Here is an 18,538-nt window from a genome sequence, read left to right on the forward strand (position 1 = left end):
GGTGCCTGTGAAACCTGACGATTCGGCCCGGCATGGGACCGGAGCGATTTGAGAAGGGACCGAATGAGACGGAACCACCTTTTTCCGAAAAGCTGCATGCGTTGCCGCGCATGCAGCTTTTCTCTTGATCGGGCGTTCCGCCACTCAACGGGCTCGCCGTCTTTTCCGGTCGGGCTTGTCATAACCGAAACAAGCCCTCATATGATGGGGAATAAAAAGTTTCCGGAATTTCCGGGAGGGATTTCATGTCGCTGGAACCCGTCCTGCAAGTGATCCCGCCGCGGCTCAGGGAACTTTTGGGAGCCATGTCTCCGTCCGACGCGGCCGGATTGGAAGAGATCCGCATCCGGCAAGGACGACCCATGGAGGTCATTGTCGGCGGGGAAACGCGATTCGTGACGGATGAACCGGGATGGTCCAACGTGCCCGAGAAAGCCGTGATTGCCTCGAAGGAAGACTGCGTTCGCATGTTGAACCGGGTGAGCGCCTATTCGCTGTACGCTTTGGAAGAAGAATTGCGCAAGGGATATGTCACCGTTCCGGGGGGGCACAGGATCGGGCTGGCCGGAAGAGTGGTGGTGGAAGGGGGCAAGGTGAGGCATCTCAGGGAGATCACATCTTTCAACGTACGGATTGCCAGGGAAGTTCACGGAGCGGCCGATCGGCTGTTGAAGGTGGTCATGCCGGGAAGGGAGCTGCTCAGTACCTTGATCGTATCGCCGCCCCAGTGCGGGAAGACGACGCTGATCCGCGATCTGGCCAGAATGGCGAGCCGGGGGGGACCGGGCAGACCGTCACGGAAAGTGGGCATCGTTGACGAACGATCGGAAATCGCCGGAAGTTTTCAGGGGGTTCCCACGTTCGACGTGGGGCCGCGAACGGATGTGCTGGACGGTTGCCCGAAGGCCGAAGGGATGATGATGATGATCCGGTCGATGTCTCCGGAGGTCCTGGTGGTGGACGAACTGGGGGGACCCGAGGACTGTCTGGCCGTTCGGGAAGCGGTGCATGCCGGAGTGAAGTTGTTCGTCACCGCTCACGGAGGTTCCCTGGAAGAGATCCGTGGAAGACCGGGGCTGAAAGAACTGGTGGAACAGAAAGTTTTCGACCGGGTGGTGGTGCTCAGCCGCAGGCATGGCCCCGGAACGGTGGAATCCGTCCATGACAAAAACCTCCGGCCGATCCTGACGTCCGCGAACCTGAGAACGGGGAAGAGCAAGCGATGATCAAGCTTTTGGGTGCGTTGTTGGTGTTGATCGCCTCCACCGCCATCGGATTTTCGTTCGCCGCCGGAGTGGCCAAACGCCCTCGCCAAATCCGGGAGCTTCGCATGTGTTTGTCCCTGCTTCGTACGGAAATCGATTACGGCAGCCGATTGCTCTCGGAAGCGTTCAGCCGCATTTCCGTGTCCGGGGAAGGTTCGGTCCGGAAATTGTTCGGCCGAATGGCGGACCGACTGAATGAAGCTGACGGGATCTCCATGTCCGAATGTCTGAAGGAGACGCTGGATGCACATTGGGAGGAGACGTCGCTCGGGCGTGAAGAAAAGCAGGTGCTCCTCCGGCTGGGAGAAGTACTCGGAGCTTCTTCTCGTCTGGATCAGCTGCATCATCTCGAAATGGCGGAAAAGCAATTGGCCGTCGAAGAGGACAAAGCCAGAGACGAACGCGACCGTTTCGTGAAAATGTACAGAACCGTCGGCATTCTCGCCGGGGCGCTGCTGGTGATCTTGCTGTACTGAGCGAAAGGAGTGCTGCCCCATGCCCTATCATTTGGATTCAGTCTTTCAGATTGCCGGAATCGGCATCATCGTGGCCATGATTCACACGGTTCTGAAACAGATGGGCAAGGAAGATTTCGCACACTGGGTGACGCTGTTCGGTTTTGTGGTGGTGCTGTTCATGGTGGCCATGTTGGTTCAGGACCTGTTCCAGACGATCAAAAACGTGTTTCTGTTCCGCATGTGACGGGAGGCGCAACCGGTGGAAATCATCCAGGTGGTGGGTCTCGGACTGGTCACCACGTTTCTCGTGCTGGTCATCAAGGAACAAAAGCCGGTATTTGCTTTCCTGCTGGCCACGTTTGTCGGGATTGTCATCTTTTTGTCGCTGGTCACCAAAGTGGGTGAAGTGATCGGCATTCTCGAAAACTTGGCTCGCCATGCCAAGGTGAACGGGCTGTTTATGGAAACGGTCCTCAAAATCATCGGAATCGCCTACATCGCCGAATTCGGCGCACAAGTGACCCGTGACGCGGGTCAGGGATCGATCGCTTCAAAGATCGAACTGGCCGGAAAGGTGTTGATCATGGTGATGGCCATCCCGATCGTCACGGTCATTATCGAAACGATCGTTCAAATCTTGCCTGCCTGAAGGGTGACGGATCATGCGACCCATCCCGAAGCGACACGGCGAACATGAACGGAGGGTCTCGGCGGCAGGCGCTTGTCGATGTGGATGGCTGCTGCTGTTGACGGCACTCCTGTGGTTGTCCTTTGCACGGGAAGCCATCGCGGTTGAACCGGGGGAGATCGGAGACCGATTGATCCGGGAGCAGCTCAACCGGTTGCAAGTCCGTGAAGTGGAGATGTTCTGGAAGGAGATTCACGGTGAATACGGCCGGTTCATGGAAGGAACCGAAGGAGGGATTTTTGACCAACTGCTCTCCGGAAAGGACCTGACGTTTGAAAACGTCCTGTCCGGCTTTGCCCGTTTTTTCTTCCGTGAAATTCTGTACAACGGGAAGCTGCTCGGCAGCATTCTGATCCTCACGGTTCTGAGCATGTTGCTGCGCACCCTGCAAACGGCCTTTGAACAGAATCAGGTCAGCAAAGTGGCCTACGCCATTGTGTTCATGGTGCTGATCACGTTGGCCGTCAACAGTTTTTCCGCAGCCGTCGATGCGGCCAAGACGGCGATCGGGCGCATGGTTGACTTTATGCTGGCCATCGTGCCGCTGTTGCTGACTTTGCTTGTCAGCATGGGTAATGCCGGATCAGCGGCCCTGTTTCATCCGCTCATCGTGTTCATGATTCATGTCGTCGGTACGTTCATCTACACGGTCATCTTTCCGCTGCTGTTCTTCTCCACCATCCTGAGTCTTGTCAGTTGCCTGTCGGACAAGTACAAGGTGAACCAGTTGGCGGGACTTTTGAGGAAAATCAGTTTGTCGCTTCTGGGAGGTTTGCTCGCCGTTTTTCTCGGAGTGATCTCGATCCAGGGAGCCTCGGCCGCGGTGGCTGACGGTGTCGCATTGAGAACGGCCAAATACATCACCGGCAACTTCGTTCCGGTCGTGGGACGAACCATTTCGGAAGCGGCGGACACGGTGATGGGCGCTTCCCTCCTGGTGAAAAACACGGTCGGTTTGGCAGGGGTGATCATCTTGCTGCTGATCTGCGCCTTCCCTGCGCTGAAAATTCTGTCTCTGGCGTTCATCTACAATTTTTCCGCGGCCGTGATGCAACCGCTCGGCAACAGTCCGGTGGTGGAAGCTCTGGAAATCATCGGCAAGACGTTGCTTTACATTTTCGCCGCGCTTGCCACGGTGGGACTGATGTTTTTCCTGGCGCTCACCATCATGATCTCCGCGGGCAACATCTCGCTGATGATGAGGTAGGTGAGAGCGATGGTGGAATGGTTGGGGGACTGGATCCGCCAAATCGTCATTCTCGTTTTGATCGCGGCCTTTCTGGATCTTTTGCTTCCGAGCGGATCCATGGATCGCTACGTGAAACTGGTGATGGGACTCTTGATCGTCATGGCCATGCTTTCACCGGTATTCCGGTTGCTGGATCGGGAGCCCGATTTGGCCGCGATCCGGTTGAAGCCCGATACGGATCCTCCCGTTGAGTCCATGGAAAACATCCAAAGCCGCGGAGAACAAATGGAAGAAGCGGCAAACCGACAGGTTCGGGATGAAGCGGAGCGCAGGTTGGAAAGCACGTTGTCAAGCGAAGTGGCCGGCAAATTCAAGGTGGAGGTGGTGAAAGCGGATGTAACCATGTCCGAGAGCCGTACGGATGACATGGAGATCAAACAGGTCGAACTCCGGATTCGTTCCCGCGAACCCGAGGCTTCTCCCGCAGAGCAGGAAACCGTTCGTCCGGTGGAGCCCGTGAACATCATGGTCGGTTCGTTGTCCGACGGTCCGGACGCGGCAGGAAAGAGCGAGGAAACGGAACAGACCCGCCGGATCGCCCGCTGGGTGGCGGAATACCTGGGACTGTCCGAATCTCTGGTCACGGTGACCGAGGTACGGACACTTTGAAAAGGGGGTGTGGCAATGTGTGGGACAAATGGTTCAAGCCGAAAGAAAACGGCAAGAACCGCATCGGTTGGTTGGTCATCGTGGGGTTGGCGGGAGTGGGGGCGATGATCCTGTCATCCTTTGTCCAGGTTCGCGAAGATCCCTGGCCTCCGCAGCAGCAGCAGGCGGAGTCGGATCCGAACGCGCGGGAAGCCGTTGCCGCGACGGACCGCATTTCCACCATGCAGGAATATGAACAACGGTATCAAGAGCAGCTGGAAGACGTGCTCGGAAAGATTGTCGGTGTGGATGACGTCTCCGTCATCGTCAATCTGGATTCCAGTGAGGAAGAAGTGGTCCAACTGGACGTAAGGGAGTCCCAGCAGGTGACCACGGAAACGGACAAATCGGGCGGAGAACGCAAAATCACCCAGAACACGCATGACAAGAAAACGGCATACAGCCGTGGGGAAAACGGGGAGAAGCCGGTGGTGATCAAACGGCTCAAACCCAAAGTCCGGGGGGTACTGGTCGTGGCCCGGGGCGTGGAGGATCTTCGGGTGAAAGCGATCGTGATCGAAGCGGTTCACCGCACCCTCGATGTTCCGATGCATCGGATTTCCGTTTTGCCAAAAGGATGAATGAGGAGGATGAAGCATGTCGATCAACAAGCAAACCGTTTGGCTGGTGACCATGCTTTCGTTGATGGTGGTGCTGTCGGCCTATTACCTGCTTACGGGGCCGGTGGAGCCGGTGCAGGAGACGGTGAAATCTTCGGATCTTCCCGGGAAGGGAATCACCGTTGACATCAAACCGGTTGAAAAACCCGAAGCTGGAGAAAAACAGGCCAAAGAAGCGGTCAAAGGAGAGAGTGACTTTTTTGTCGGCTATCAACTTCAACGCAGCACCCTCCGCCAAAAAATGACCGAGGAATACATGAAAGTGTTGACCGACCCCGAAGCATCCAAGCAAGAGATCGAGGAAGCCCAGAAAAAGATCGAGCAACTGATGAAAACGGACAACACCGAAACGGTTCTGGAGGAATTGATTCGCAAAGAAGGTTTCCGCGATGCCGTGGTGATGTCCAATTCCCGGCACGTCGATGTGATCGTACAGTCCGACAATCTCTCCCGCGCGCAGGCCGTCAAATTGATCAGTCTGGTGAAACAACACATGGACGTCGATCCGGTGGATGTGTCGGTCGCTTACAAACCTTGATTTGACAACATCTTCCCCGATCATCCGGACCATGAGCGGGAGACCGGTTTGATCATGGGCGGGATCGGAAAGGGAAAAGGAACGAATGCCGGGAGGAAGCGTCAACGACCCGTGAATCCCCCGGTTTTTTTGTTTTTTTCGATTGTGGGCTGGTATTGGGAGTTGATCACAGATCGGAGGACCTGTAGGATGGTGATGTGGGTACCGCGGCCGTGGAACCGCTTCCGGCATGTTTCCTCCGGTCGGGGGGAACACTGAAGCGAAAGAGAGGTTCGATCGCGGAAATCCATGTCCCCGCGCGGTTCCGCGGAATGGACAGGGGTGGTCAAACCACCGAAAAAAAGGTATGCTTAACAGTGTCATCATGAATGGTTTGATTCCCATGCCGAAGTGCGAGGAGTGAACAAGATGGCATTCAAAATGCATGAAATTCGCGAATTGATCCGTCTGATTGATGAATCTTCGATTGAAGAGTTTGAAATTGACAACGAAGGAGCCAAGGTGGTCATCAAGAAAGCGGGCGGCCGGGAAGCCGTTCTCCAGACTCCCGCGCCGGCGGTGCCACAGACCGCACCCGTGACTCCTGCGGTTCCTCCCGCTCCGACACCCGCGGTTTCCTCCGCCCCCGCTCCGGCTCCGGAGCCGAAAGTCGAGTCTCCGGCCGCGAGTGACGATCTGAACGATCCCACGCTACATAAAATCGTTTCTCCGATGGTGGGTACCTTCTATCGCGCCCCCGCTCCGGATGCCGATCCGTACGTGAAAGAGGGCGACACGGTCGATGAAAAAACCATTGTTTGCATCGTGGAAGCCATGAAATTGATGAACGAGATCGAAGCGGAGTGCCGAGGCACCATCGTCAAGGTCCTGGTGGAGAACGGTCAGCTGGTCGAATACGGGCAACCGCTCTTCCTGGTCAAGACAAGCTGATCTGCCGGAGGGGGAAATGCAGATGTTCAAGAAGGTACTGGTTGCCAACCGGGGTGAAATTGCGGTTCGTGTCATCCGGGCCTGCCGGGAGCTCGGCATTTCGACCGTGGCGGTCTACTCGGAAGCGGACCGGGACGCACTGCACGTGACTCTGGCCGATGAAGCATACTGCATCGGTCCCGCTCCGTCCCGGGACAGTTATCTCAACATGACCAATCTGATGAGTGTGGCCACTCTCGTGGGAGCGGATGCCATTCATCCCGGGTTCGGATTCCTGTCGGAAAACGCCGATTTCGCCGAACTTTGCGCCGCATGCAACATCACGTTCATCGGTCCTTCTCCGGAGGCCATCGCCAAGATGGGCGACAAGACGACGGCCAAAAATACGATGAAAAAAGCCGGCGTTCCGACGGTTCCCGGAACCGACGGAATCGTTGAAGACCTGGACGAAGCGGCGGCGGTCGCCGCGGAGATCGGTTATCCGGTGATCGTGAAGGCCACGGCGGGCGGCGGAGGCAAAGGAATGCGCGTGGTCCACGATGAAGAAGAACTGAAACGGGCCATTACCCTTGCCCAGAAAGAAGCCGAAGCCAACTTCGGCAACCCGGGGGTCTACATCGAAAAATTTCTGGTGGAACCCCGTCACGTGGAGATTCAGGTGCTGGCCGACAACCACGGCAACTGCATTCACCTCGGTGAACGGGATTGTTCCATCCAACGCCGATACCAGAAACTGATCGAGGAAGCTCCTTCTCCCGCGGTCGATCCCAAGTTGCGTGAACGGATGGGGCAGGCGGCGGTGGCCGCGGCCCGATCGGTCAATTATTCGGGAGCGGGAACGGTGGAATTTCTGTTGGACAAAGATGGGAATTTCTACTTCATGGAGATGAATACCCGGATCCAGGTGGAGCATCCGGTGACCGAGATGATCACCGGGATTGATCTGGTCAAATGGCAATTGAGGGTGGCTGCCGGTGAAAAACTCACCATCCGCCAGGAAGACGTCCGATTGGACGGATGGGCCATTGAATGCCGGATCAATGCCGAGCGGCCGGACAAGAACTTCATGCCGTCACCCGGGACGATCAATTTTTATCTGCCGCCCGGCGGCAACGGCGTGCGCGTCGACAGCGCCTGCTATGCCGGATACAAGATCACCCCGTTTTATGATTCGATGATTGCCAAGCTGATCGTGTGGGGCGAGGATCGCCGGGAGGCGATTGACCGTATGAACCGGGCACTCAGGGAATTCGCCATCGACGGAGTCCACACGACCATTCCGTTCCACCTGAAACTGCTGAACCACCCCAAATTCATATCCGGGGATGTTCATATCCAGTTTCTTGAAAATATCAATCTCGATGAGGAGACGGATGGCGAATGAATGAACTCTACCATTACGAATCCGAAGTTTCGGGCAAAGTGGAGATCGCTCCGGAAGTGATTCAGACCATTGCCGGAATCGCCGCTTCCAATGTGGAAGGAGTGGCGGCGATGAGCGGTGGCGTGGAATGGCTCGGGCGCAAAAATCCCAAGCGGGGGATCCGGGTGGAACTGGGGGAGCGCCTCTCCATTGAGCTGTCCGTCACGGTGCGCTACGGTTACCACATTCCCGATATCGGACGGAAAATCCAGAATGAGGTCAAGTCGGCGGTGGAGAGCATGACGGGCCTGCAGGTGGATGAAGTGACCGTCCGGGTGGAGGGAATCAAGTTCCAACAGACGGAAAAGGGCGAGACGGAACCGTCCCGGGTGAAATGAGCACCTGCGGGCCGGTTTCCGCACAGGCAACCGCACCGCTCGCCTGACGTCAAGACCCATTACGTTTCCGAAGTCCGGGCCGGATCGGCTCGGCTTCGTTTTTGGAGGCAAGATCTATGAGAAGAATCGCGAGGGAACGGGTGGTTCAGGCACTTTATGCCAGTGAATTCCATCCGGAAGACGCCATGGGATTCATCGCCGAACACGGCATGGAACTGGAGGGAGAATCCCGGGATTTCTACTTCCGGTTGTCCCGTGGAGTTCTGGAACATGCCGAACGGATCGATGGAGTGATTCGTCGGTTTTTGAAAAAGGGATGGACTCTGGAGCGCGTCTCTTCGGTGGATCGTGCCATCTTGCGGATGGCCGTGTATGAATTGCTGATGGAGCCTGAAACCCCCCCGGCCGTTGTCATCAACGAGGCGGTGGAACTGGCAAAGGCTTTCGGAGGCGATGAGTCCGGCCGTTTCATCAACGGGCTTTTGGGCAGTGTGATTCCGAAGCTGGATGAATTGCGTGCCGAAGCGGGAACTCTCTGAGCGGATCGCGTCAAAAACGGTTTCCTTTGCGTGATTTGTCATTTCCGGCGTTGTCGAAACGGAACATCATCCGACGCCGCGGACGGGGAATGTTCGGAAAAAGGCTGCTGTCTCGGGGTGCGAAGCTTTCGTGAGAGAGAGTTTTCAAGTGGTTTTTCCGGTCGGTTTCATTTGCTGTCAGCCCGCTTGGGACAAGGATTTTCGTCGGTTTTCGGCGCCGAACTTTACACCCTTACAGGAAAAGGATAAACTTGAACAATAACAGTAATTTCTCAATGAATATTAGGGGTGTGGCGCCATGTCGTTTCAGCTGATCGACGGAAAAGAGATCGCAAAGCAGGTCAGAAATGAACTGAAAGCGGAAGTGAACCGTCTCCGGGAGCATGGATTGGTACCCGGGTTGGCCGTGATTCTGGTCGGGAATCACCCGGCGTCCGAATCCTATGTTCGGGGAAAAATCCGGGCTTCCGAAGAAGTGGGCATTCACTCCGAGCTGATTCGCCTGAGTGAAACCGCACGGGAAGAAGAACTTCTCGCGGAAGTCCAAAGACTCAACCGTGACCCGAACATCCACGGAATCCTCGTGCAGCTTCCCCTGCCTGCCCACATGGATCCGGCCCGCGTCATCGCCGTGATCGACCCGGCCAAGGATGTCGACGGGTTCACCCCGTTGAACACGGGCAACATGATGATCGGTCAGGATGCACTCAAACCATGCACACCGGTCGGGATCATCGAGTTGCTCAAACGCGCCGACATATCGGTGGCCGGAAAACATGTGGTGGTGGTGGGACGGAGCAATATCGTCGGGAAGCCCGTGTCCATCCTGCTTCAACAGGAAAACGCCACGGTGACGATGTGCCATTCCCGAACGAAGGACTTGGCATATCACACCAGACAGGCGGACATTCTGGTAGCTGCGGTGGGAAGAGCCGAGATGATCACCGCCGATCATGTAAAGGAAGGAGTGGTGGTCATCGACGTGGGCGTCAACCGGCGGGAAGACGGGAAGCTCGTCGGGGATGTGCGCTTTGACGAAGTGGCGCCGCTGGCTTCCGCGATCACCCCTGTTCCCGGCGGAGTGGGCCCGATGACCATTGCCATGCTCCTTGCGAACACCGTCACGGCAGCCAAGCGAATTCACGGGTTGGATTGACGGGTCGGAAGAAACGGCGAAAAAATTGCGGACCGGAGGGACACACGTGGTCGGAAAATCCGGGAGCATATGGTCTGTCTGTGATCTGGTCGAATACTTGCACAAAAGACTCGAGGACGATGAACGGCTGAAGCGGATTTGGGTGGAAGGGGAGATCTCCAATTTCACCCAAAACAGCAAAAGCCGGCACATGTATTTCACGCTCAAAGACGGCAAGGCCGCAATCGACGCGGTGATGTTCGCCGGCAACAACCGTCGCCTCCGATTTGCTCCCAAAAACGGGGACCGGGTATTCGTTCGCGGATATGTGTCGGTGTTCATCAGTCAGGGAAAGATGCAGCTGTACGTTCAGGACATGCGACTCAGCGGCGTGGGAGAGCTGTATGCGGCTTTTGAGCGACTGAAAGAAAGGCTGGCGAAAGAAGGTCTGTTTGACACCCCCAAGAAATCTCTTCCGCCGTTTCCGAAAACGGTGGGAGTGATCACTTCTCCCACCGGGGCGGTGATCCGGGACATCATCATCACCATGCGCCGGCGGTTTCCATTGGCTTCCATTCTGCTTTTCCCCGTGGCGGTGCAGGGAGAACGTGCGCCGGTTGAAATTGCCCGGGCGATCGAAGTGATGAACCGTCTGAATGAGGCGGACGTACTCATCATCGGCCGCGGCGGCGGTTCCATCGAAGAACTTTGGGCGTTCAATGAAGAAGTGGTCGTTCGCGAAATTCATCGCTCGGCGATTCCCGTCATCTCCGCCGTCGGCCATGAAACGGACGTCACCATCAGCGACTTCGTGGCGGATTGCCGGGCTCCCACTCCCACTGCGGCCGCTGAAATGGCGGTTCCCCATCTCGGGGAATTGCAGAAGAGGATCGCTTCGCTGCAGGAACGGATGGTGATGGCCATGCGCGGCCGGATGGAGCGTCTCGCCGGACGACTGCAAACATGCGTCGACCGGCCCGTGTTCCGAAAACCGGAAGCTAGGCTTGAGCAGTACGCTCAACGCCTTGACGTTCTGCAAGGTCGGTTGCTGAGTGGGATTCACCGTATGACGGACAGGGAATCACGCCAGACGCGGGAACTTCTTCACCGGCTTCGAATGCGGGATCCGGTGCTGATGATCAAGCGGCACAAAGAGCGGCTGAAATCCCTTCAGATGGAGGCGTTGATGAACATCCGGACCCAATTGGCCGAAGGAACGCAACGGACCGTGCAGGCGGCCGGTCGACTGGATGCTCTCAGTCCTCTGAAGGTCATGTCCAGAGGATATTCATTGGTTTACCGGATGGCCGACGATGAGTTGGTACGCACTCACGAGCAGGTGCGGCCGGGGGATTTGTTGAGAATCCGCTTGGCCCGTGGACAGTTGAAATGTCAGGTATGGAAATCGGAGGGGAGCGCCGATGAGTGAAGCCAAGGATTGGGCCGCTTTGGAGTCTCTGCCGTTTGAAGAAGCTCTTCGAAAACTGGAAGAAACCGTGCAGATTCTGGAACGGGGAGATGTTCCGCTGGAACAGGCCATCGACTTGTTTGAAGAAGGAATGCGCCTCGCCCATGTATGCGGTCGGAAGCTGAAGCGGGCGGAGCAACAGGTGGAAATGCTTGTGAAACGGAACGAAGAATGGGTCAGGGAGCCTTTTGACCCGGAGGAGGCAGCCGACTGAACGTGCAAAACGCCATTGTGGACTACATCCGTGACAAAGCAGCGTTGGTTCACGGAAAATTGGACGAGTACGGATTCGGCGGAAATGTTCCGCCGCTTCTTCTTGAATCGATGAGATATTCTCTTCTCGCCGGCGGAAAGAGGATTCGTCCGGTGTTGGTGCTGGCGACTTGCCAGGCTGTCGGTGGAAATGAAGAACATGCACTCCCTTTTGCCTGCGCAATCGAAATGATTCATACGTATTCGCTGATTCATGATGACCTTCCGTGCATGGACGATGATGACTACCGACGGGGCAAGCCGACCAATCACAAGATCTTCGGAGAAGCCCAGGCCATTCTGGCGGGAGACGCCCTCCTGACGGAATCCTTCGGCCTGATGGCTTCGGGAGCACGGGCGGCCGGACTTCCCGCCGATGTGGCACTGACCGTGCTGGAAGAGGCGAGTCGCTACGCGGGAGCACGGGGAATGGTTGCCGGCCAGGTTCTGGACATGATGTCGGAAAACAAGAACGTGACGCTGAAAGAAGTGGAAGAGGTTCACCGGAGAAAAACCGGGGATCTGATCGCGTTTTCCGTCCGAACGGGAGCACGGGTCGGCGGAGTGCGCGACGGAGAATTGCTCGAGTCTCTCACCCGTTTTGCCTACGGTTTGGGACTCGCTTTCCAGATTCAGGATGACATTCTGGACGTGATCGGAGATCAGAAACTTCTCGGGAAGCCGGTCGGAAGCGATGAAGCGAACAAAAAGGCCACCTATCCCGCGCTGATCGGTCTGGAACGATCCAAAAGGCTCTTGGAAGAAGTGATTTCCGATGCCAAATCTGCCATTTCAAACCGGAAAGATTTGAAGCCGGATCGTTTGCTCGACATCGCCGATTTCCTGCTTTCCCGGGATCGTTGAACCCGCCGTCGATCCATGGCGAAGGAACGGGGCCGGCGCCCGGCCACGGACGTTGCGTGCCAAAACCGTTGCATTCTGTGTTATAATAAGTGTACCATCTCATCGGGTGGCGCAGTATTCTAGTCAATCCACCTCCTCTGAAGGCGGGGCTAAAAATCCGCCAAAGGGCACATCGATGAAGTTCTTGGTGTTGGCTTTCGGCGCCCAGCCGGGGGCTGATGCTGGGAGTTAAGGTTGAAGGGCGATCCGCAAAGGCATGCGGGCGTTGACCCTTCTTCCGCGGAGGCCCAAGTGCGTCGTGAGAAGGCGAAACGGATCGCGATGGCTTGGGGGATGAACCTGCATTCGGGCAGTCACCTGGGTGCAGCGTAGCCTGCCTTGAGTGGCAGGGCGGGGATGACTTCCCTTTCCCGGGACGTCTGAAAGCTCGTGCTGCAAAAGAGGCTAGGAGGTTGGCTCGGATTGTTGAGGAAAACTCCTAGACTGTTTGCCGCATGGCATGGCGGTTCGGGGATTAAAGTGCGGACTCAGTGGCAATCCAGTCCGGCGGATGGCGACACCGTCGAAGAAGTTGTAAAGGGAAACCGCCAGGCCGGCGACGGCCAGGTAACTTCTTTGGGAAATCCTACTGGACCTAAGCCGCAAAGTTTACCCGAACCGTTGCCACCCGATCGTTGGATGAGGCTTGAGGGTTGCCGGGAAGAAATACATATCGACGGCACCGCCGTCATGCGAAAACCGGTCCGCCGAGACCGGCATTTTCATGGATGCCTGCGAAGAGGCCGGGAATCGAGGGGAATCATTCTATGGCATTATTGATCCGCAAGTCACTTCGTTGGGCCATCACCATCAGCTTGGTCACTTCCACCATCGCGCTCGTGTTGTCGCTTTCGTCCACCACTCTCATGAGCGGCCTCTCGTGGGGCGGAGGGATTGTGGTTTTGCTCGCCATCGTGACGGTGGGGATCGTGTTTGACATGTTGGGCATCGCCGCAACCGCCGCACGCGAAGATCCGTTTCATGCCATGGCGTCCCGGAAAATACCGGGGGCCAGGGAGGCGGTCGGGATCGTTCGTCGGGCGGACCAATTCTCGAATTTTTGCAATGATGTCGTGGGGGACATCAGCGGGGTGATCAGCGGTGCGGCTGCGTTTACGGTCGTGGCCTCCCTGATGGCGTCATACCCGCATCTGAAATCGGGACAATGGTTGGCCGATATCCTGCTCGTTTCCTTCATATCGGCGCTGACGGTGGGAGGAAAAGCGCTCGGCAAAACGATATCCATCCATTACGCGCAAGAAATTGTCTTTCTTGTGGGCAAGGGATTCCACTGGGTCAACCGGAAATTCGGCTTGAACTGGTTCCACGTAAAGCCCAAGAAGAAAAGTAAGCGAAAGCGAGGCGTTTCCCATGCTCCTCGATCAAATCAATTCTCCTGAACAGCTCAAACGGCTGCCGGTGGAAGAATTGCCAAAACTCGCCGAAGAAATCCGTACGTTTCTCATAGAGAGCCTCTCCCGGACGGGTGGGCACTTGGCTTCAAATCTGGGGGTGGTCGAACTGACGATCGCCCTTCATTATCTGTTTGACAGTCCCAAGGACAAGTTTCTGTGGGACGTGGGCCATCAGGCATATGTGCACAAAATTCTGACCGGCCGCAGGGAATTGTTTCCCACCTTGCGTCAGTACAAGGGCCTGTGCGGATTCCCGAAAATGAGGGAAAGTGTTCATGACGTCTGGGAAACCGGTCACAGCAGCACATCGCTCTCGGGAGCGATGGGCATGGCGAAAGCCCGGGATTTGCTCGGGGAAAACTGGAAAGTGATCCCCGTGATCGGCGACGGAGCACTCACCGGAGGGATGGCGCTGGAGGCGCTGAACCATATCGGGGAAAGCAACACCGACATGATCGTCGTCCTGAATGACAACGAAATGTCCATCAGCCCCAATGTGGGTGCCCTTCACAACCACTTGGGAAGACTGCGGACCAATCCTTCCTACAACAAGGTCAAGGAAGAGGTTCAACAGCTGCTGCACAAAATCCCCACGGTGGGTGTTCCTTTCGCCAGAACCATCGAGAGAATCAAGGACAGCCTGAAATACCTCCTGGTTTCCGGAGTCTTTTTCGAAACGCTCGGCTTCACTTATCTGGGACCGGTGAACGGACACGATTTCGAAGAGTTGCTGGAAGTTCTCCGGCAGGCTTCCCAAACCCGCGGTCCGGTGCTGGTTCATGTGGTCACGCGAAAGGGATACGGATACAAGCCGGCTGAAAATGATTCCGTCGTCTATCACGGAGTGGGCACGTACAAAATCGAATCGGGCGCATTCCAGAAGAAATCGGGAGGAGCGCCCGCCTATCCCGCCGTGTTCGGCGAAACGCTCGTCAAGCTGGCGGAGAAGGACGATCGGATCGTTGCCATCACGCCCGCCATGCTCACCGGCTCCAAACTGGAAAAGTTCCAGGAGCGTTTTCCCGACCGTTGTTTCGACGTGGGAATCGCCGAACAACATGCGGTCACGTTCGCCGCGGGCCTGGCGACTCAGGGGATGAAGCCGGTCCTCGCCATTTATTCCACGTTCCTGCAGCGGGGATATGATCAGCTGGTTCACGATGTGTGCCGGCAGAAACTGAACGTGGTGTTTGCGGTGGACCGTGCCGGCTTTGTCGGAGAAGACGGAGAAACCCATCAAGGCGTGTATGACATCAGTTTCATGCGCAATCAGCCCGGCATGGTCATCATGATGCCCAAAGACGAAAACGAGTTCCAACACATGCTCTATACGGCCGTGAACCACGACGATGGGCCCGTGGCCGTCCGTTACACGAAAGGATCGGGACTGGGCGTACCGATGGACAAGGAGTGGCGCCTTCTGCCGATCGGAAAATCGGAAACGGTTCGTCCCGGGAAGGATGCGGCCATTCTGGCGTTTGGACCGATGGTGAGCTTCGCGATCGAAGCCGCTGAACGTCTGGCCGAAGAAGGCATCGACGTCCGCGTGGTCAACGCCCGTTTTGCCAAGCCGCTGGACGCGGAATTGCTGGATGAGTTGGCGCGGGAGAAGATTCCCGTCGTGACCGTGGAAGAGGGGTGCGTGACCGGAGGATTCGGAAGCGCCGTTCTCGAGTACTATGCGGACAAACGGGTCCATGATTTGCCCGTCAGATTGCTCGGGGTTCCCGATTATTACGTGGAGCACGGGTCGATCGCCCAACAGCGTGAGGAAACGGGACTGACTCCCGAAGGAATTCGCGGGGCGGTTCTGGAACTGTTGTCCAAAAACGTACGGAAAGCTTGAGGAAGACACGTGGAAAAGCAACGGATTGACGTATTGCTTGTGGAAAAAGGCCACTTTGAAACCAGGGAGCAGGCCAGACGTGCCGTCATGGCCGGTCTGGTCCGGGTGGGCGGCGAACGGGTGGACAAGCCGGGAACCCGGGTTTCCGTCCAATTGCCGATTGAGGTGAAGGGACAGATTCACCCGTATGTTTCCAGGGGTGGGCTGAAACTGGAGGAAGCGCTTCGGGTGTTCGGAATCTCCGTGGAGGGACGCGTGATGCTGGACATCGGTGCATCCACCGGCGGGTTCACCGATTGCGCTTTGCAACGCGGTGCACGTCACGTGTATGCGATTGATGTCGGATACGGTCAGCTTGCCTGGAAGTTGCGTCAGGATCCCCGCGTCACCGTGATGGAGAGAACCAATTTCCGTTATCTCGATCCGGAAGCGCTCACCGGGGACTCGCCCGATTTTGCCACGATTGACGTCTCCTTCATCTCATTGGCCCACATTCTCCCCAATCTTTCCCGGATGCTTCAACCCGGAGGGGAAGTGGTGGCTCTGGTGAAGCCCCAATTTGAAGCCGGTCGTGAGCAGGTCGGAAAAAAAGGGATTGTACGGGATCCTCGGGTTCACCGCCAAGTGCTGCTCTCCTTTGCGGAAATGGCCGGTTCGCTCGGCTACTCGCTGGAGGGGCTGATTCCGTCCCCCATCCGGGGAAGCGAAGGAAACATTGAATTTTTGGCACATCTGAGATATACGGGCGAACGCCGCGACAACCGCGGACCGGACCCTGTCGTGATCAGCGAAGTGGTGGAAGAAGCCCATCGTCGCCTCCGAGAATCATAAGCATGCCGAATCCGTTTTCCGTATCCGGTCCGGAAGTGACGGTGATTTCCGGAGGAAAGAGGGTTCGTTTCGATGACTGCGAATTAGTTAGGATAAGGAGGGGATTGCCTTGTTGAAGCCGGGCGACACCCTGGTACTTATCGCGCTGTTCGCAGTCATCCTGTATTTTGCGGTAAAAAACGCCCTGCCTGTCAAAAAAGAGGAAGCATCGGAGGAGATCAGGGGGGATGTGCCCGATCTGCTTCGCAGGGAGGGCTTCGAACCGGTGCGAGCCCGTGAAAAAGTGCCGCTCCGGATCGAGTTTGACGGGGAACATTATGAAAGCAGGGTGTTCATCGATTACGTGGCCCGCCGGGACGGGAAGTGGTATGTGGTGGTCACCGAACGGGAACGGAAGCCGCTTCGGAAGTCCGGAGCCGGACTGAGGGATTTTTTTCTTTCCTATTACTCGATTTTCCAACCGGACGGGATCTTGTACGTCAACAAGGAAACACGTACGATCAAGATGGTCCGGTTCGATTTCCAGGGACTTGAGCCGGAATCGAAGAAGCTGCCGGTGGGATGGATCGCCGTGGCGGCGGTATGCCTGGGAACGGTTCTGGTATGGATACTGGAATGAACCGGATGTGACTGATGGAGGGACGGTTTTGAAAAAACGCATCGGCATCATCCTCAACCTCGGCAAGCCCAGGGCGATCCGGTTTGCCCGCGATCTCCTGGAGGCCCTTGAAAAACGCAGGGTTGACGTCGTTCTGGAACCGGAAGCGGGACAGGCGCTGGATGTGCCCGACCGGTGTCTTTTCGTGGAGGAATTCCCCGGGAGGGTGGATCTGGTCTTCGTGCTCGGAGGAGACGGAACCTTGCTGGGGGTGGCGAGGAGATTGGCCGCGCATCGGATTCCCATCCTCGGATTCAATGTGGGCAACCTGGGCTTTCTGTCCGAAGCCGAACCCGATGATTTGGAAAGTGTCATCGATCGGGTGTTGGCCGGTGATTACATGATCGAAAGCCGCCTCATGCTGAAGGCGGAAGTGGTCAGGGACGGCGAGACACTTGAATTGGGCAACGCTTTGAACGACGTGGGAATCGCCAAAGGGTCGTTCGGTCGGATGATCACTTGCCACGTGAAGCTGGACGGAATGAAGTTGGGTTCGTATTCCGGAGACGGTTTGATTGTTTCCACGCCCACGGGCTCCACCGCCTATTCGCTCTCCTGCGGAGGGCCCATCGTCTATCCCGGCATCCGGGCCATTCTGCTCACTCCCATCTGCCCTCATACCCTTACTTCGCGGCCCATGGTCCTGCCGGCGGAAGGGGTTCTAGAGATTCGGCCGTCCGCCGTACACCGGGAAATGGGAGTCACCATTGACGGTCAGGCGGGTTTTCCCTTGCGGGAAGGGGATGTGGTGAGAGTGAGCCGTTCTCCTTTCCCCGCTCTTCTGATCAAATGGCATGATCGTTCATTTTTTGAGGTCGTACGCAGGAAACTACAAGGAGAAAGCGTGACGCATGCGGTTCAGGAGGAAATCAATGAAAGCGCAACGACATATCAAAATCCGGGAAATCATTTCTTCCATGGAGATTGAAACACAGGATGAACTGGTCGAGGAACTGAAAAAGGCGGGATTCAATGTCACCCAAGCCACGGTTTCCCGCGACATCAAGGAATTGCAACTGATCAAGGTCCCCACTTCCAAGGGAACCTACAAATACTCCCTGCCCACGGATGACAAGCGTTTCAACCCGGTGAGAAAGCTGAAGCGAACCTTGCAGGAGTCCTTCGTTCACATCGATTACAGTGAAAACCTGCTGGTCATGAAAACGTTGCCCGGCAACGCACATGCGGTGGCCGCCCTTTTGGATCACCTTGAATGGGAGGAAATCGTCGGTACCCTCGCGGGGGACGACACGATTTTCATCATTTGCCGGCACAAGGAAAAGGCGCCCGAATTGGTGGCACGCATTCTCGATCTCATGTAGGAGAAGATGCAT

General features: G+C 56.6%; 22 protein-coding genes. All 22 read left to right on the forward strand.

The genetic code is table 11. The features are described 5' to 3' along the window. Positions 1–251: 251 nt before the first annotated feature. Complete coding sequence (gene spoIIIAA / locus EG886_RS05520) at positions 252–1,226, forward strand: stage III sporulation protein AA (protein WP_124728680.1); 975 nt, start codon at positions 252–254, stop codon at positions 1,224–1,226. Beyond that, positions 1,223–1,741 carry a stage III sporulation protein SpoIIIAB gene (gene spoIIIAB, locus EG886_RS05525; RefSeq protein ID WP_124727201.1) on the forward strand — a complete coding sequence of 173 codons (519 nt, stop codon included), beginning with the start codon at positions 1,223–1,225 and terminating at the stop codon, positions 1,739–1,741. The genes spoIIIAA and spoIIIAB overlap by 4 nt, the downstream gene beginning before the upstream one ends. A gap of 19 nt (positions 1,742–1,760) precedes the next feature. Next, on the forward strand, positions 1,761–1,967 hold the full coding sequence (gene spoIIIAC, locus EG886_RS05530; protein WP_124727202.1) for a stage III sporulation protein AC: 207 nt from the start codon (positions 1,761–1,763) through the stop codon (positions 1,965–1,967). 15 nt (positions 1,968–1,982) lie between these two features. Beyond that, entirely contained in the window at positions 1,983–2,372 is a 390-nt protein-coding gene (gene spoIIIAD, locus EG886_RS05535; RefSeq protein WP_124727203.1) for a stage III sporulation protein AD, read from the forward strand. Positions 2,373–2,385: 13 nt separating this feature from the next. Continuing rightward, on the forward strand, positions 2,386–3,618 hold the full coding sequence (spoIIIAE, locus tag EG886_RS05540; RefSeq protein WP_124727204.1) for a stage III sporulation protein AE: 1,233 nt from the start codon (positions 2,386–2,388) through the stop codon (positions 3,616–3,618). Positions 3,619–3,627: 9 nt separating this feature from the next. Then, positions 3,628–4,269 carry a stage III sporulation protein AF gene (gene spoIIIAF, locus EG886_RS05545; RefSeq protein WP_124727205.1) on the forward strand — a complete coding sequence of 214 codons (642 nt, stop codon included), beginning with the start codon at positions 3,628–3,630 and terminating at the stop codon, positions 4,267–4,269. A 17-nt stretch (positions 4,270–4,286) separates the two neighbouring features. Then, on the forward strand, positions 4,287–4,889 hold the full coding sequence (spoIIIAG, locus tag EG886_RS05550; RefSeq protein ID WP_124727206.1) for a stage III sporulation protein AG: 603 nt from the start codon (positions 4,287–4,289) through the stop codon (positions 4,887–4,889). A 16-nt stretch (positions 4,890–4,905) separates the two neighbouring features. Further along, positions 4,906–5,466 (forward strand): SpoIIIAH-like family protein, encoded by a 561-nt coding sequence (locus EG886_RS05555; protein ID WP_124727207.1) that lies wholly within the window; start codon positions 4,906–4,908, stop codon positions 5,464–5,466. Between the two features lie 408 nt (positions 5,467–5,874). Beyond that, on the forward strand, positions 5,875–6,396 hold the full coding sequence (gene accB / locus EG886_RS05560) for an acetyl-CoA carboxylase biotin carboxyl carrier protein (protein ID WP_124727208.1): 522 nt from the start codon (positions 5,875–5,877) through the stop codon (positions 6,394–6,396). Positions 6,397–6,418: 22 nt separating this feature from the next. Continuing rightward, the gene (gene accC, locus EG886_RS05565) at positions 6,419–7,780 is read left to right on the forward strand and encodes an acetyl-CoA carboxylase biotin carboxylase subunit (RefSeq protein ID WP_124727209.1); all 1,362 of its coding nucleotides are present in this window, start codon (positions 6,419–6,421) and stop codon (positions 7,778–7,780) included. Then, the gene (locus EG886_RS05570) at positions 7,777–8,157 is read left to right on the forward strand and encodes an Asp23/Gls24 family envelope stress response protein (protein ID WP_124727210.1); all 381 of its coding nucleotides are present in this window, start codon (positions 7,777–7,779) and stop codon (positions 8,155–8,157) included. Before accC ends, EG886_RS05570 begins: the two co-directional genes overlap by 4 nt. A gap of 116 nt (positions 8,158–8,273) precedes the next feature. Beyond that, positions 8,274–8,696: a transcription antitermination factor NusB gene (gene nusB, locus EG886_RS05575; RefSeq protein ID WP_124727211.1), complete on the forward strand. Its 423-nt coding sequence runs from the start codon at positions 8,274–8,276 to the stop codon at positions 8,694–8,696. A gap of 298 nt (positions 8,697–8,994) precedes the next feature. Next, complete coding sequence (gene folD / locus EG886_RS05580; protein ID WP_124727212.1) at positions 8,995–9,852, forward strand: bifunctional methylenetetrahydrofolate dehydrogenase/methenyltetrahydrofolate cyclohydrolase FolD; 858 nt, start codon at positions 8,995–8,997, stop codon at positions 9,850–9,852. Between the two features lie 46 nt (positions 9,853–9,898). Further along, a complete protein-coding gene (gene xseA / locus EG886_RS05585; protein WP_241154387.1) occupies positions 9,899–11,260 on the forward strand; it encodes an exodeoxyribonuclease VII large subunit in 1,362 nt (453 codons plus the stop codon). Further along, complete coding sequence (gene xseB / locus EG886_RS05590; RefSeq protein WP_124727213.1) at positions 11,253–11,513, forward strand: exodeoxyribonuclease VII small subunit; 261 nt, start codon at positions 11,253–11,255, stop codon at positions 11,511–11,513. Before xseA ends, xseB begins: the two co-directional genes overlap by 8 nt. Positions 11,514–11,515: 2 nt before the next feature. Then, entirely contained in the window at positions 11,516–12,415 is a 900-nt protein-coding gene (locus tag EG886_RS05595) for a polyprenyl synthetase family protein (protein WP_241154388.1), read from the forward strand. Between the two features lie 806 nt (positions 12,416–13,221). Continuing rightward, complete coding sequence (locus tag EG886_RS05600; protein WP_124727214.1) at positions 13,222–13,854, forward strand: hypothetical protein; 633 nt, start codon at positions 13,222–13,224, stop codon at positions 13,852–13,854. Then, complete coding sequence (gene dxs / locus EG886_RS05605) at positions 13,826–15,715, forward strand: 1-deoxy-D-xylulose-5-phosphate synthase (protein WP_124727215.1); 1,890 nt, start codon at positions 13,826–13,828, stop codon at positions 15,713–15,715. The genes EG886_RS05600 and dxs overlap by 29 nt, the downstream gene beginning before the upstream one ends. A 9-nt stretch (positions 15,716–15,724) precedes the next feature. After that, positions 15,725–16,546, forward strand: coding sequence for a TlyA family RNA methyltransferase (locus tag EG886_RS05610; protein WP_124727216.1), 822 nt, complete (start codon positions 15,725–15,727; stop codon positions 16,544–16,546). Between the two features lie 109 nt (positions 16,547–16,655). Beyond that, positions 16,656–17,165 (forward strand): hypothetical protein, encoded by a 510-nt coding sequence (locus tag EG886_RS05615; protein WP_124727217.1) that lies wholly within the window; start codon positions 16,656–16,658, stop codon positions 17,163–17,165. A gap of 28 nt (positions 17,166–17,193) precedes the next feature. Then, the gene (locus tag EG886_RS05620) at positions 17,194–18,132 is read left to right on the forward strand and encodes an NAD(+)/NADH kinase (protein WP_124727218.1); all 939 of its coding nucleotides are present in this window, start codon (positions 17,194–17,196) and stop codon (positions 18,130–18,132) included. Further along, on the forward strand, positions 18,077–18,526 hold the full coding sequence (gene ahrC / locus EG886_RS05625) for a transcriptional regulator AhrC/ArgR (RefSeq protein WP_124727219.1): 450 nt from the start codon (positions 18,077–18,079) through the stop codon (positions 18,524–18,526). Before EG886_RS05620 ends, ahrC begins: the two co-directional genes overlap by 56 nt. The last annotated feature ends 12 nt before the right edge of the window (positions 18,527–18,538 follow it).

The organism is Staphylospora marina, assembly GCF_003856495.1.
GTDB classification, from domain to species: domain Bacteria; phylum Bacillota; class Bacilli; order Thermoactinomycetales; family Thermoactinomycetaceae; genus Staphylospora; species Staphylospora marina.

Coding starts and splice junctions, on each gene's coding strand:
- spoIIIAB (WP_124727201.1), top strand. CDS start 1,223: ATGATCAAGCTTTTGGGTGCGTTGTTGGTGTTGATCGCCTCCACCGCC.
- spoIIIAC (WP_124727202.1), top strand. CDS start 1,761: ATGCCCTATCATTTGGATTCAGTCTTTCAGATTGCCGGAATCGGCATC.
- spoIIIAE (WP_124727204.1), top strand. CDS start 2,386: ATGCGACCCATCCCGAAGCGACACGGCGAACATGAACGGAGGGTCTCG.
- spoIIIAF (WP_124727205.1), top strand. CDS start 3,628: ATGGTGGAATGGTTGGGGGACTGGATCCGCCAAATCGTCATTCTCGTT.
- EG886_RS05555 (WP_124727207.1), top strand. CDS start 4,906: ATGTCGATCAACAAGCAAACCGTTTGGCTGGTGACCATGCTTTCGTTG.
- accB (WP_124727208.1), top strand. CDS start 5,875: ATGGCATTCAAAATGCATGAAATTCGCGAATTGATCCGTCTGATTGAT.
- accC (WP_124727209.1), top strand. CDS start 6,419: ATGTTCAAGAAGGTACTGGTTGCCAACCGGGGTGAAATTGCGGTTCGT.
- EG886_RS05570 (WP_124727210.1), top strand. CDS start 7,777: ATGAATGAACTCTACCATTACGAATCCGAAGTTTCGGGCAAAGTGGAG.
- nusB (WP_124727211.1), top strand. CDS start 8,274: ATGAGAAGAATCGCGAGGGAACGGGTGGTTCAGGCACTTTATGCCAGT.
- folD (WP_124727212.1), top strand. CDS start 8,995: ATGTCGTTTCAGCTGATCGACGGAAAAGAGATCGCAAAGCAGGTCAGA.
- xseB (WP_124727213.1), top strand. CDS start 11,253: ATGAGTGAAGCCAAGGATTGGGCCGCTTTGGAGTCTCTGCCGTTTGAA.
- EG886_RS05600 (WP_124727214.1), top strand. CDS start 13,222: ATGGCATTATTGATCCGCAAGTCACTTCGTTGGGCCATCACCATCAGC.
- dxs (WP_124727215.1), top strand. CDS start 13,826: ATGCTCCTCGATCAAATCAATTCTCCTGAACAGCTCAAACGGCTGCCG.
- ahrC (WP_124727219.1), top strand. CDS start 18,077: ATGAAAGCGCAACGACATATCAAAATCCGGGAAATCATTTCTTCCATG.